The following is a 12378-nucleotide window of genomic DNA, read 5'->3' on the forward strand; positions in this document are numbered from 1 at the left end:
AACCGGAGGTTAAAATTCACTTCATTTGTTTTACATCGCCGCGCGCGGCGGCTCTTCTGTGTCGTACGATTTCAATTACGCCGGGCAGAATGGAGACCAGGATAATCGCCACAATCAGCAGCTTCAGGTTTTCCTGCACCACCGGCAAATCGCCAAACAGGTAGCCCGCATAGGTAAACAGCAGCACCCATAGCAAAGCGCCCGTTACATTATAGAACGCGAAATGGCGGTAACTCATATGTCCCATTCCCGCCACAAACGGCGCAAATGTTCTCACAATAGGAACAAAGCGCGCCAGAATTATCGTCTTGCCGCCGTGGCGGTCATAAAACTGATGCGTTTTATCCAGATAGCTGCGGCGGAAAATTTTAGAATCCGGGTTACTGAACAGCTTTTCCCCAAACAGGCGGCCGATGGTGTAATTCACCGCATCGCCGAGGATGGCCGCCACCAGCATCAGGAAAACCATCAGGTGCACATCCAGCGCGTTGGACGGCAGCGCGGCCAGGGCGCCGGCGACGAACAGTAAAGAATCTCCCGGCAAAAACGGCGTGACCACCAGCCCGGTCTCACAAAACAGAATCAAAAACAGAATGGCATAAATCCAGACGCCGTATTGCGCCACCAGCTCCGCCAGATGAACGTCAATATGCAGGATAAAATCAATAATAAAGCGTATAAATTCCATAAAACATCTCTCTTGATGTCGCCTTTTTACCTCTGGCCGCCACCGGCCGGCCAGAAACGAGTCACCCGGAAACTAATCGTCTAAAAACAAAGGTCCCATCACCGGCTGCGGTAAAGCAAAACGCGCGGGATAATCCACCGCGACCAGATACAGCCCTTCGGCTCTGGCCGTCGCCGCCGCCAACGAGCGATCTTTCGCCGCCAGCAGTTGCGCAATCCACCCTTCCGGCCGATTGCCGCAGCCCACTTCCATCAGGCTGCCGACGATATTGCGCACCATATGGTGGACAAACGCATTGGCCTTAATATCTACCACGATATAAGCGCCATGACGCCTAACCTTTAAATGATTTACATTGCGCCAGGGGGTACGCGACTGGCACTGCACGGCGCGAAAGGAGGTGAAATCGTTCTCTCCCAGCAGACATTGGCCGGCGCGCTCCATCCGCCCGGCGTCCAGCGGCAGATAGCAATGGGTGACGCCCCTGGCCAGCACCGCGGGACGGTAGCGATGATTATAGATGACATAGCGATAACGGCGCGCGGTGGCGCTGAAACGGGCGTGAAAATCATCATCCACCGTTTTTACCCAGCGCACCGCGATATCCGGCGGCAAATTGGCGTTGACGCCCATCGTCCAGGCCGCGTCCTTGCGCGCCGCCCGCGTCGCAAAGTGCACCACCTGCCCGGTGGCGTGCACGCCGGCGTCGGTGCGTCCGGCGCAGAACACCGCGATCGGTTCATTCGCCACCTTGCTCAACGCCCGTTCGAGACAGCCCTGTACGCTGTCGACCTCCGCCTGCCGCTGCCAGCCATAGTAGCGGCTGCCGTCATACTCTATTCCCAGCGCAATTTTCAGCGCGGCATTCTCCTCCGCCAGCATCGGTTGCGACATTACCCCAGATACTCCCGCACCAGAAGTTCCGCCGTTTCCACCGCCATCAGCGCGCCGCCGAAGCGAACGTTATCCGCCACCGACCAGAACTGCAGCAGCTCGGGAATACCGTAATCATTACGCAAACAGCCGATGCTCAGCAGCACGTTGCCGGAGGCGTCGCCCACCTGCGTCGGGTAATCCTGCTCTTCGCTAAGCTCGATATCGCCGGCCTGCCGCAGTTCGTTCCGCGCTTCCTCCGCGGAAAGCGGACGCAGCGCCTCCAGGTGCACCACCTGGGCATGGCCGTAGAATACCGGCGACTGGATGCAGGTGACGGAGACCGGCAGCCCTTCATCCTGCAGGACCTTACGCACCTGCTCCACCAGGCGGCGCTCTTCGCGCACGCTGCCTTCATTATCAGGCAATAGCGGCAACAGATTGAACGCCAGCTGTTTGGGAAATATCCCCGCCTCAGGCGGGATGCCGTTCAGCAAACGCGCGCTTTGTCCGGCCAAATCATTCACGGCCGCTTTGCCGCGCGCGGAAACCGACAGCAGATTGGTGACGTGCAGGCGGGATAATCCGGCCGCTTCCGTCAATGGCTTGATCGCCGTCAGCAGTTGGCTGGTCAGGCTATCCGCCACCGCCACGATATTACGGTTGCGGTAATCGGCCAGCGCGTGGGCGTTAACCCCCGGCACCACCAGCGGCACGTCCGGCTCCAGGGCGAACAGGCCGCTGCTGTCGATAACCAGACACCCGGCATCTCCCGCCTCTTGCGCATAGCGCTCGCTGGCTTCCTCGCCGGCGACAAAAAACGCCAAATGCGCCTGAGACCAGTCGAAACCCGCCGCATCTTCCACCGGGCGGGATTTACCGTTAAAACGGATGATTTCCCCCACGCTACGTTCGCTGGCCAGCGGGTAGAGTTCACCCACCGGGAATTCGCGCTCATGCAATAACTCCAGCAACGCCGAGCCTACGGCGCCCGTGGCGCCCAGCAGAGCAATATTCCAGCCGTCAGACATGTGGTTATTCTCCCCTAACTTGTAAATAAAACACCATTACCGCCGCGTTGGCGCAGTAGCAGCGCGTCACAGGCCGGCGGCCGGCGACGCGGTGAATCCCAATTCGTTCAGACATTGCGCGCTGGCGGCGTCGGCGCAGACAATATGCAGCGACGACCATTCGCGCCGCTCCTGATAATGGCGGCGCAGGCGATCGAATCCGCCTTCCTGATGCGCCGCATGGCGCAACAGGGCGTCATCCCGGCGCACATCATACACCAGATGCACCAGGCGCTTTAATAACGCTTCATCCAGAGGCGCGGCGAGGGTCAGCGCGGAGAATTCCGGCGGCGGCAACAATGAAGACAACGCCACCCGCTGCGGATTGCCGATAAACCGGCTCCACGCCTCAAACACCTGGGTGGTGCCGCGGGCTTTGCCTTCCAGCGTATAGCCGGCGATATGCGCGGTTGCCACGTCCGCCAGCGCCAGCAGCTCGGTGGACAAGGCCGGCTCAGGCTCCCAGACGTCGAGAATAACGCTGAGTTTTTTCCCCTGTTTCAACGCTTTCAGCAGCGCGGCGTTATCCACCACCGGCCCGCGGCAGGCGTTAATCAGGATGCGCCCGTCGGCGAAATCATGCAGCACCGCCTCATCAACCAGATGGTGGGTCTTATAAGGGCCGTCAGGGTATAACGGGGTATGCAGCGTCAGGATATCCGCTTCACGCACCAGCGCATCCAGCGGCAGGAAATCTTCATCATCGCCCCGCTCCGCCCTGGGCGGATCGCACAATAATGTTTTGACTCCCCAGGCTTTCAGCCGTTCATTCAGCCGTCCCCCCACGTTGCCGACGCCGACAATCCCGACGGTTTTATCTCGCAGTTGAAATCCATCCCGTTCGGCAAGCATCAGCAGGGAAGAAAAGACATATTCGACGACGGCTATCGCATTGCAGCCCGGCGCCGCCGAGAAGCCAATGCCGTTGGCGTCGAGCCAGTTACGGTCAACGTGATCGGTGCCCGCCGTGGCGCTGCCGACAAACTTTACCCCGCCGCCGGCCAGCAGTTCGGCATTCACTTTCGTTACCGAACGCACCATCAGCGCGTCGGCGCCGTTCAGCGCGGCGCGCGGCAGCGGACGCCCCGGCACCGTCTGAACCTCCCCCAGGCGGCTAAACAGTTCGCGTGCGTACGGCATATTTTCGTCAACCACAATCTTCATTGTCTTCCCCGGTAACCCGTTACCCTGAAAAAAGAGGGTGGCTATTTTGCCACTGAATGGGGAGGAAGCCCAACGCTATCGGCCGCCGGGGTTCGCCTTTATTGCCGTTTCCCGCCGGTAACGCGGCGGAATAGCGCCCGCGCGGCGCGGAAGCCTGACCGGCGGACGCTGATTTTGTCTATGAAGAATAAGCGCAATGGTATTAAACTCAGCGGCTGTTGTTTAGTTATCGCCATTGAGAATCCCTATTTTGAATTCCCTGTTCCCCATTATTGCCGTGCTGATCTGGTCGGTTAATATCATCGTCAATAAACTCTCCGCCGCCGTTATCGATCCGGCCGCCATCTCTTTTTATCGCTGGCTGCTGGCCTTTATGGTAATGACGCCGTTTATGCTGCCGGGCATCGGCAGGCATCTGGCCACCATTCGCCAGTACGGCTGGAAACTGCTGGCGCTCGGACTGCTGGGCATGGTGCTGTATCAGAGTCTGGCTTACTACGCGGCGCACACCATCAGCGCGCTGATGATGGGGATTCTGGGATCGCTCATTCCGCTGCTCACCGTGTTGATCAGCATTCCGCTGCTGCGCATCGCGCCTACGGTGGGCATCGTTTGCGGCGGATTGCTGTCGTTCGGCGGCATCGTCTGGCTGATCAGCGCCGGCCATCCGGAACGGATCCTTGCCCAGGGCATCGGCGCCGGCGAAATCATGATGTTCGGCGCCGTCTGCGCCTATGCGCTCTATGGCGTATTAACCAAACGCTGGAACATCCCCCTGCCCAACTGGCTGTCGCTTTACGTGCAGATTGCCCTTGCCGTGGTCCTGCTGCTGCCCAATTTTTTGCTGACGGAGAATGTGCGGCTCACCGGACAGAACATACCGCTGGTCGCTTTCGCCGGCGTTATGGCGTCGATTATCGCGCCTTTCCTGTGGATCCTCGGGGTGATGCGGCTGGGCGCCGGCACCGCGTCCGTCTTTATGAACCTGATGCCGTTATTCACCGCCGCCATCGCCATTATTTTTCTCCATGAGCCGTTACACGGCTACCACCTGATCGGCGGCGGGATTGCGCTGCTGGGGGTCATTCTGGCGCAGCGGTTGCGCACCCCGTTGGCCAGGGCGAAGCCGCGCGGCGCCGATTAGCGGTCGGGCGGCGCGGGGCAAGGCGGCAAAGGCCGGATTCAGCGGATATTCAGCGTTTATCTGTGACTATCGAACGGCGATGGAGCTTGCTATGATTCGTCTCAATGATTGAGACTGCCTGCCCATCGTCAGGCCCCATTACAGCGGTGAGGATAATCGGTATGCAACCTGTAAGCGGCCCAGGAGCCCCACTGCCAGGCGATCGCGCCGTCAGTCCGCAGGCTACGTCCCCGGCGGCCAATACGCCGGGGACTGACGGCGGCGATGCGCCGCTGACGCCGGCACAGCGCGCCACGCTTGAAAACCTGATGGTTAAAATCGTCGCCCTCGGCACGTTAAAAGCGAGCGAAGTCTGGAGCAGCGTAAAGCAAGGGCTGGGGCTGCAAGAAAACGCCGAGCTGACCTCACGCCACTATCAGCCGGCGGAGCAGCAGTTGCAAACGCGCTTAACCCAGGCGCAAGCGCAGGATAACGGCACCCGCCAGCAGCTAATGCAACGGGTGACGGAGATGCTGCCCCAGGGCAACAACCGACAGGTGGTCAGTGATTTTATCCGTCAGCAATTCGGCCATACCACGCTGAGCTCATTGAACAAAGCACAGCTGCAGCAGGTGGTGACGCTGTTGCAACCCGGACCGACGGCGCCCGCCAATACGGCGTCCCCCCAGCCGCAATCCGTTGCCAACCCGCCTGAGCGTACCCTGTCGCCGGCCGAGCAGCATAGCCTGAACCAGCAGGTTACCCGCCTGGCGTCGCAGAGCGGCGAACAGCCGGCAAAAATCTGGACCACGCTGATGACGATGCAGAACCTCAATTCCGGAGAGGCGATCCCGCTAAAAAATCTGCCGTTGCTGACCCAGTTCCTGCAAACGCAGGCGTCGTTGCAGCAGTCGCCGACCGCTTCACCGCCGCCTTTACCGCAGGGGACGCCGACGCCCCTCGCCGCCGATGCCGCGGCGAATCAACCCGCGGCGAACGCCGTCCAGACGGCCGCCGGTACGGCCGGCGCGGCCTCAATATCGCCGCAGGCCGGCGCGGCGCAGACCGCGGCCATCGCGACGCTGCAGGCGGCGCTGCCGCAGCCGCTCACTACCCAGGAGCAGCAAATGCTGCTGGACTATATGCAGAACCGTTTTAACGCCGGGTGGCCGACGCCGCTGGCGCCGATGCAGCTTAGCGAGGCGCTCGCCTTCCTGTTCACCCAGCGCATACAGCGCGCGCAGGAAACCGACTGGACGGCGCCGCAGCCGCTGCTGAACCCGCTTATTGCCGCGCTGCCGCTTAACTGGCCGGCGTTGTTTCAGAAATCGATGTTCTGGACCATCGCCGGCGTTGGCGTGGCGCTATTTCTGTTATGGGTGGTATTCTGATTTCGCCGGCGGCGGAAAGGGAAACGCCCTGCAGGCAGGGCGCAACGGGGGAACGGTCTCAGCCCGCCTGACGCGGGCTGATGTTCGACGCGTTATTACTGCTCGAACTTTCTCATCACCAGCGTGGCGTTGGTGCCGCCGAAACCGAAACCGTTCGACATCACGGTAGTCAGCTTGCGCTCCGTCGGCGCGGTGATGACGTTCATCCCGATCGCCTGCTCATCCAGCGTTTCCACATTGATGCTCGGCGCGATAAAGCCGTGCTCCAGCATCAGCAGGGTGTAAATCGCTTCCTGCACGCCCGCCGCCCCCAGCGAGTGGCCGGTCATGGCTTTGGTGGCGGAAATGGCCGGAATATTGTCGCCGAATACTTCGCGGATCGCCCCCAGCTCTTTCACATCGCCAACCGGGGTGGAGGTGCCGTGGGTGTTGATATAATCAATCGGGGTATCCACGTCCTTCAGCGCCATCTTCATGCAGCGCATGGCGCCTTCGCCGGAGGGAGCGACCATATCCGCGCCGTCGGAGGTGGCGCCGTAACCAATAATTTCGCCGTAGATGTGCGCGCCGCGCGCCAGCGCATGCTCCAGCTCTTCAACCACCACGACGCCGCCGCCGCCGGCGATAACGAAACCGTCGCGATCCGCATCATAGGTACGGGAGGCTTTTTCCGGCGTCTCGTTATATTTGGTGGACAGCGCGCCCATGGCGTCGAATTCGCAGGCCATTTCCCAGCACAGCTCCTCGCCGCCGCCGGCGAAGACCACGTCCTGTTTACCCAGTTGGATCATCTCCACCGCGTTGCCGATACAGTGCGCGGAGGTCGCACAGGCGGAGCTGATGGAGTAGTTGACGCCGCGGATTTTAAACGGCGTCGCCAGGCAGGCGGAAACGCCCGAAGCCATGGATTTGGTGACCATATAGGGACCCACGCCGCGCAGGCCTTTGGCCCGCATGCCGTCGGTGCCGGCAACCTGATTACGCGGAGAACCGCCGCCAGACCCGACGATCAGACCGGTACGATCGTTGGAAACCTGATCGTCGCTTAACCCGGAATCTTTAATCGCCTGTTCCATAGACAGATAAGCATAAATCGATGCATCACTCATAAAGCGCACAACTTTGCGATCGATGAGGCCTGTGGTGTCCAGTTTAACGTTACCCCAGACGTGACTACGCATGCCGGAATCTTTCAGCTCCTGAGAAAAAGTAATACCCGAGCGGCCTTCCCGCAGAGATGCCAGAACTTCCTGCTGGTTATTACCTATGCTTGATACGATCCCCAGACCAGTAATCACTGCACGTTTCATTCAATACCTCTTCCACTTATAAAGTTTGGGATTTCGCAACGCACTTTAGCGTACAGTTGTACGCTGAACAAGTCCGATCAGACGAAGTGTTGCTAAATTTGCTCCGCGCCATGCGGACCGTTAAAATCGCCGCACCGCCTGAATAATGAGTCATTTGCCGTGAATAACCGCCCCGTTCAACATGCATCCTTGAGCTGGAACGAACAGGGTACACCTGTATCGCAACAGTTTGATGACGTCTATTTTTCCAATCAGGATGGGCTGGCGGAAACCCGTTACGTATTTTTGCAGGGCAACCGGTTTCCCGAACGTTTTCTCACCCACGCGCGTGAAAATTGCGTGGTGGCGGAAACCGGCTTCGGCACCGGGCTGAATTTTCTGACGCTGTGGCAGGCTTTCGACGCCTTCCGCACCCGGCATCCCCACGCGCCCCTGCGCCGTTTGCATTTCATCAGCTTTGAAAAATTTCCGCTGCGGCGGCACGATCTGGCCGCGGCGCACGCCCAATGGCCGGAGCTGGCGACCTACGCCGCGGAATTGCGCCGGCAGTGGCCGTTGCCCCTATCCGGCTGCCACCGTCTGATTCTGGCCCAGGGCGGCGTCACGCTCGACCTGTGGTTTGGCGACGTCAACGCGCTGCTTCCCACGCTGGACGATTCGCTGCATCATCAGGTCGACGCCTGGTTTCTCGATGGCTTCGCGCCGTCCAAAAACCCGGATATGTGGACGGATAACCTGTTTCACGCCATGGCGCGCCTTGGCCGCGATCAAGGCACCTTCGCCACCTTTACCGCCGCCGGCTTCGTGCGCCGGGGGCTACAACAGGCGGGTTTTAACGTCGGTAAAGTCAAAGGCTTCGGCCGCAAACGTGAAATGCTGAACGGCTATCTCCCCGCCGGCGTCGCCGCGCCGTCCGCCGCCCCCTGGTATGCCCGGCCGCCGGCCTCGGCCACCGACGACATCGCCATTATCGGCGGCGGCGTCGCCAGCGTGCTGACCGCCCTGGCCCTGCAGCGACGCGGCGCGCGGGTGACGCTGTACTGCGCCGACCAACAGCCGGCGCAGGGCGCGTCCGGCAACCGGCAGGGCGCGCTCTACCCTCTGCTGAACGACAGGCACGACGCCCAGTCGCGCTTCTTCGCCGCCGCCTTCACCTTCGCCCGCCGCCGGTATGACGAACTGGCGGCGCAGAGCGTCGCTTTTGAACATCAGTGGTGCGGCGTCAGCCAACTGGCCTATGACGAAAAAAGCGCCCGCAGGATTGCGCAGATTTTACAGGGCGCCTGGCCGCCGGAACTGGTCTTCGGCGTTACGGCGCAGCAGCTTGAAGAGGTGAACGGTCTGACGCTGGGCGCCGGCGGCGTTACCTACCCCGACGGCGGCTGGCTGTGCCCGGCGGAACTCACCGCCTCGGCGCTGGAGCTGGCCCGGCGACAGAGGCTGACGCTACGGATGAACGCCGCCGTCACCGCGCTGGAACAGAGCGCCGCCGGCTGGCGACTGACGCTCAACGGCCGGCAACAGGCTGAGCACGCCACGCTGATTCTCGCCAACGGGCACGCGCTGGCGGACTGGCCGCAAACCCGCCATCTGCCGTGCTATGCGGTGCGCGGCCAGGTCAGCCATATTCCGACCACCCCGGCGCTGCGGCGGCTGAAACAGGTGCTTTGCTATGACGGCTATCTGACGCCGGTCAGCCCGCGGCATCAGCAACACTGCATCGGCGCCAGCTATCAGCGCGGCGATAGCGCCACCGACTACCGGGACGATGAACAGCAGGAGAATCGTCGGCGCCTGCTGAACTGCCTGCCGCGGGCGGAATGGGCGCAGCAGATCGATATCAGCGGCCGCCAGGCGCGTCAGGGCGTGCGCTGCGCGCTGCGCGACCATTTGCCGCTGGTGGGCGCGGTCGCCGACTATCAGCGGACGCTGGACTGTTACCGGCATCTGTCGCCGCAGCGGCGCGGCGCGGAAAACCTGCCGCCGGCGCCGGTCTACCCCAATCTGTTTATCATCGGCGCGCTGGGATCGCGCGGACTCTGCTCCGCCCCGCTGGCGGCGGAGATTCTGGCCTCGCAGATTTACGGCGAACCCCTGCCGCTGGATGGCGACACGCTGGCGGCGCTGAATCCTAATCGATTCTGGATCAGAAAATTGCTCAAGGGGCGACCGGTGTGAGCGGACGAAAGCCCAGGCGCGCCTGGGCGGGCAGGGTTATGGGAAGTTAGTGCGTTTGCCGGCTCCGCGCCCGCTGGAATAAACTATCCCACATGCGGTTGACCAGAATCTGATCCGGCGGGGAAAGCTCGCCGTTTTTTATCGCTTTATCAATGCTGTCGCTGACTCGCGCATGTAAAGCCTCCAGCGTGTGTTCGCCATTTTCTTCGGCTTCCGCCACCGACACCGTCAAATGACCGCGCAAATATCCGCCGGCAAAAAGTTCATCGTCGCTGGCATGCTCCACCATGTCATCAATCAGCGCCAGAATACGCGCCTCAAATTCTGCGATCATTTATCATCCTCGGTTAAACTGTTTCCGCGCCGCTCAGCAGAGGTCGGCGGGATACGGAAAGCTCGCCGCCGTCAGCGGCGGCGTATGGTAAAACGTCTGTAACGCATTAATAAAGCGCGCCGGCCGCGGCGGGATCCCCTGCTGCAGATAGTGCATCACCTGCGCATGAACCCGACGTTGAAAAGCAATGCGATCCGGTTCGCCGTCGCCGTTCAGATTATCGCAGCTGACGTTGAACGGAAAACCCGCCGCTACGCAGAACAGCCAGTCGAGCGCCTGCGGTTTAATCTCCGCGTCCTCAAAGCGGGACTGCGTCTGCGCATCGCGTCCGTCCGGGCAATACCAGTAGCCGAAATCGACCTGTAGGCGCCGCTGCTCGCCGGCGATGCACCAATGGGAAATCTCATGCAGCGCGCTGGCGTAAAAACCGTGCGCGAAGATAATCCGGTGGTACGGCGCCTGCTCGTCCGCCGACAGGTAGATTGGCTCATCGTCGCCTTTAACCAGCCGCGTGTTGTACTCATCGCTAAAGCAGGCGGCAAAGATATCAATCAGTTGCTGGTAGTGATGGCAACCCATATTATTCACCGTCATCAGAAAAATTGTCCCAGCCAACGGGCAAGCTCGCCGCCGTGGCTGTCGTAAATCAGTTTGCAGCTCATAACGGCGGAGACGATCACCAGCATGGGACGAATCAGTTTCTGGCCTTTGCTCAGCACCATTTTGGCGCCGAGACGCGCGCCGATAAACTGCCCCGCCAGCATGACCAGCCCCAGCCCCCACACCACTTTCCCGCCCAGCATAAAAAACAGCAGCCCGCCGAAATTGGAGGTGAAATTGAGGATTTTGGCATGGGCGGTGGCCTTGGCCAGATTAAAACCGCTCAGGGTGACGAACGCCAGCGCATAAAAGGATCCGGCGCCGGGGCCGAAAAAACCGTCGTAAAATCCGACGCCGCAGCCGGCGACAATCGCGAAGGGGACGGCGGACAGGCGGCGCTGGCGATCCTCATCGCCGATCTTCGGCGACAGCAGAAAATAGAGCCCGATGCCGATGATCAGCAGCGGCAACAGCTGGCGCAGAAAATCGGCGTGGATCTGCTGAATCAGCCAGGCGCCAAAGGTTGAGCCCACAAAGGTTAAGGCGATGGCCAGCTTCTGTTCGCCCAGGCTGACCGCCCGGCGGCGAATAAAATAGAGGCTGGCGGAAAACGAACCGCCCACGGATTGCAGCTTATTGGTCGCCAGCGCCTGGGCGGGCGACAGCCCGACGGCCAGCAAAGCCGGCACGCACAATAGCCCGCCGCCGCCGGCGATGGAGTCGATAAACCCGGCCAGCACGGCGACGAAGAACATAATGGCCAATATTTCCGGCCCGACGATAAACCAGTCCATGCGCTATTCCGCGGCGAAATGTCTGTCGAGCAGAGCCTGACAAGACGGAGGTAAAGGTGGCGGCGTTGTTTTGACCGGCGATTCACGCCCCGGCTGGCGCGGCTGGAACCAACTGGTCAGCTCCGCGCCGCAGCCATCGCCGGCGGGCGGCGAATCCTGCTCCAGACACTCCAGGCTATCCGCCGGACAGCGCAGGCGAACGTGCATATGCGCGCGATGCCCGAACCAGGGGCGCACCTTGCGCAGCCAGTCGCGATCCTGACCTGCCTCGGCGCACAGCTGTTTTTTTATCGCCGGATTGACGAAAATACGCGTCACATCATGGTCTTGCGCCGCCAGTTTTACCAGCGTCGTTACCTCTGGCTGCCAGACGCGCGGGTTAACCTGACGCCCGTTGGTCATAACCAGATCGATAGGCTGCGGTTTAAGCAACTGCTGCTCGCTCCAGCGCCGTTTGGGCAGTTGCAGCCAGATATCGACATCCAGACCGGACTGATGGCTGGCGTGGCCGCTGCTGAAACGCCCTCCCACCGGCATGCCCATATCGCCAATCAACACATTGGCGGCGGTACGGCGTTTCACATTGGCGCTCAGGCGATGAATAAACGCCAGCAGATCGGGGTGACCGAAATAGCGTCGCTGATCGACGCGCATCACCTGGTAATCAGGCGATTGCAGCGGCAGCGGTTGGGCGCCGATAATGCAGCCGTTGGAAAAGCCGCCGATGGACTGCGCCGCGCCCGCCACCGGGTGCGTCATTTCCTGCCAGGGGGTTTTCGCCCACCCGGCCTGCATCCACCCTGACGCACCGAGCGCCAGGGCGATAACCCCGATAAACCCTTTTTTCATCATC

Annotated in this window: 12 protein-coding genes; 3 read left to right on the top strand and 9 right to left on the bottom strand. The window is 61.0% G+C overall.

What is annotated here, in order from left to right; translation table 11 throughout:
- Positions 1–16: 16 nt before the first annotated feature.
- From MFP24_RS19385 to pdxB, 4 genes are all read right to left on the bottom strand, one after another.
- Positions 17–688: a DedA family protein gene (locus MFP24_RS19385; protein ID WP_249231917.1), complete on the bottom strand. Its 672-nt coding sequence runs from the start codon at positions 686–688 to the stop codon at positions 17–19.
- A 72-nt stretch (positions 689–760) separates the two neighbouring features.
- Positions 761–1582 (bottom strand): tRNA pseudouridine(38-40) synthase TruA, encoded by an 822-nt coding sequence (gene truA / locus MFP24_RS19390; protein WP_249231918.1) that lies wholly within the window; start codon positions 1580–1582, stop codon positions 761–763.
- Positions 1582–2592, bottom strand: coding sequence for an aspartate-semialdehyde dehydrogenase (locus MFP24_RS19395; protein ID WP_249231919.1), 1011 nt, complete (start codon positions 2590–2592; stop codon positions 1582–1584). The genes truA and MFP24_RS19395 overlap by 1 nt, the downstream gene beginning before the upstream one ends.
- 66 nt (positions 2593–2658) lie before the next feature.
- A complete protein-coding gene (pdxB, locus tag MFP24_RS19400; RefSeq protein WP_249231920.1) occupies positions 2659–3795 on the bottom strand; it encodes a 4-phosphoerythronate dehydrogenase PdxB in 1137 nt (378 codons plus the stop codon).
- Between the two features lie 250 nt (positions 3796–4045).
- Here pdxB and MFP24_RS19405 point away from each other — a divergent pair, with 250 nt between their 5' ends.
- Positions 4046–4939, top strand: coding sequence for a DMT family transporter (locus MFP24_RS19405; RefSeq protein ID WP_249231921.1), 894 nt, complete (start codon positions 4046–4048; stop codon positions 4937–4939).
- 161 nt (positions 4940–5100) lie between these two features.
- Positions 5101–6309 (top strand): flagella biosynthesis regulator Flk, encoded by a 1209-nt coding sequence (gene flk, locus MFP24_RS19410; RefSeq protein ID WP_249231922.1) that lies wholly within the window; start codon positions 5101–5103, stop codon positions 6307–6309.
- Positions 6310–6404: 95 nt separating this feature from the next.
- Here flk and fabB read toward each other — a convergent pair whose 3' ends face one another.
- On the bottom strand, positions 6405–7619 hold the full coding sequence (fabB, locus tag MFP24_RS19415; RefSeq protein WP_249231923.1) for a beta-ketoacyl-ACP synthase I: 1215 nt from the start codon (positions 7617–7619) through the stop codon (positions 6405–6407).
- A gap of 159 nt (positions 7620–7778) precedes the next feature.
- Here fabB and mnmC point away from each other — a divergent pair, with 159 nt between their 5' ends.
- Positions 7779–9797: a bifunctional tRNA (5-methylaminomethyl-2-thiouridine)(34)-methyltransferase MnmC2/FAD-dependent 5-carboxymethylaminomethyl-2-thiouridine(34) oxidoreductase MnmC1 gene (gene mnmC, locus MFP24_RS19420; RefSeq protein WP_249231924.1), complete on the top strand. Its 2019-nt coding sequence runs from the start codon at positions 7779–7781 to the stop codon at positions 9795–9797.
- Positions 9798–9843: 46 nt separating this feature from the next.
- Here the strand turns inward: mnmC and MFP24_RS19425 are convergent, their stop codons facing one another.
- Genes MFP24_RS19425 through mepA form a run of 4 tightly spaced genes read right to left on the bottom strand, consistent with a single transcriptional unit; the run spans position 9844 to position 12374 of the window.
- Positions 9844–10131: a YfcL family protein gene (locus MFP24_RS19425; RefSeq protein WP_249231925.1), complete on the bottom strand. Its 288-nt coding sequence runs from the start codon at positions 10129–10131 to the stop codon at positions 9844–9846.
- Positions 10132–10164: 33 nt separating this feature from the next.
- Positions 10165–10710: an elongation factor P hydroxylase gene (locus MFP24_RS19430; RefSeq protein WP_249232173.1), complete on the bottom strand. Its 546-nt coding sequence runs from the start codon at positions 10708–10710 to the stop codon at positions 10165–10167.
- Between the two features lie 14 nt (positions 10711–10724).
- Positions 10725–11525, bottom strand: a complete 801-nt coding sequence (locus MFP24_RS19435) for a sulfite exporter TauE/SafE family protein (RefSeq protein ID WP_249231926.1) — start codon at positions 11523–11525, stop codon at positions 10725–10727.
- A gap of 3 nt (positions 11526–11528) precedes the next feature.
- Positions 11529–12374, bottom strand: coding sequence for a penicillin-insensitive murein endopeptidase (gene mepA / locus MFP24_RS19440; RefSeq protein WP_249231927.1), 846 nt, complete (start codon positions 12372–12374; stop codon positions 11529–11531).
- Between the last annotated feature and the right edge of the window lie 4 nt (positions 12375–12378).

The sequence above is a fragment of the Brenneria tiliae genome, from assembly GCF_023347575.1.
Taxonomy (GTDB): Bacteria; Pseudomonadota; Gammaproteobacteria; order Enterobacterales; family Enterobacteriaceae; genus Brenneria; species Brenneria corticis.

What these genes read in the sequence shown, in the direction of transcription:
- MFP24_RS19385 (WP_249231917.1), bottom strand. Translation starts at nt 688, where the DNA reads ATGGAATTTATACGCTTTATTATTGATTTTATCCTGCATATTGACGTT.
- truA (WP_249231918.1), bottom strand. Translation starts at nt 1,582, where the DNA reads ATGTCGCAACCGATGCTGGCGGAGGAGAATGCCGCGCTGAAAATTGCG.
- MFP24_RS19395 (WP_249231919.1), bottom strand. Translation starts at nt 2,592, where the DNA reads ATGTCTGACGGCTGGAATATTGCTCTGCTGGGCGCCACGGGCGCCGTA.
- pdxB (WP_249231920.1), bottom strand. Translation starts at nt 3,795, where the DNA reads ATGAAGATTGTGGTTGACGAAAATATGCCGTACGCACGCGAACTGTTT.
- flk (WP_249231922.1), top strand. Translation starts at nt 5,101, where the DNA reads ATGCAACCTGTAAGCGGCCCAGGAGCCCCACTGCCAGGCGATCGCGCC.
- fabB (WP_249231923.1), bottom strand. Translation starts at nt 7,619, where the DNA reads ATGAAACGTGCAGTGATTACTGGTCTGGGGATCGTATCAAGCATAGGT.
- MFP24_RS19425 (WP_249231925.1), bottom strand. Translation starts at nt 10,131, where the DNA reads ATGATCGCAGAATTTGAGGCGCGTATTCTGGCGCTGATTGATGACATG.
- MFP24_RS19430 (WP_249232173.1), bottom strand. Translation starts at nt 10,710, where the DNA reads ATGGGTTGCCATCACTACCAGCAACTGATTGATATCTTTGCCGCCTGC.
- MFP24_RS19435 (WP_249231926.1), bottom strand. Translation starts at nt 11,525, where the DNA reads ATGGACTGGTTTATCGTCGGGCCGGAAATATTGGCCATTATGTTCTTC.
- mepA (WP_249231927.1), bottom strand. Translation starts at nt 12,374, where the DNA reads ATGAAAAAAGGGTTTATCGGGGTTATCGCCCTGGCGCTCGGTGCGTCA.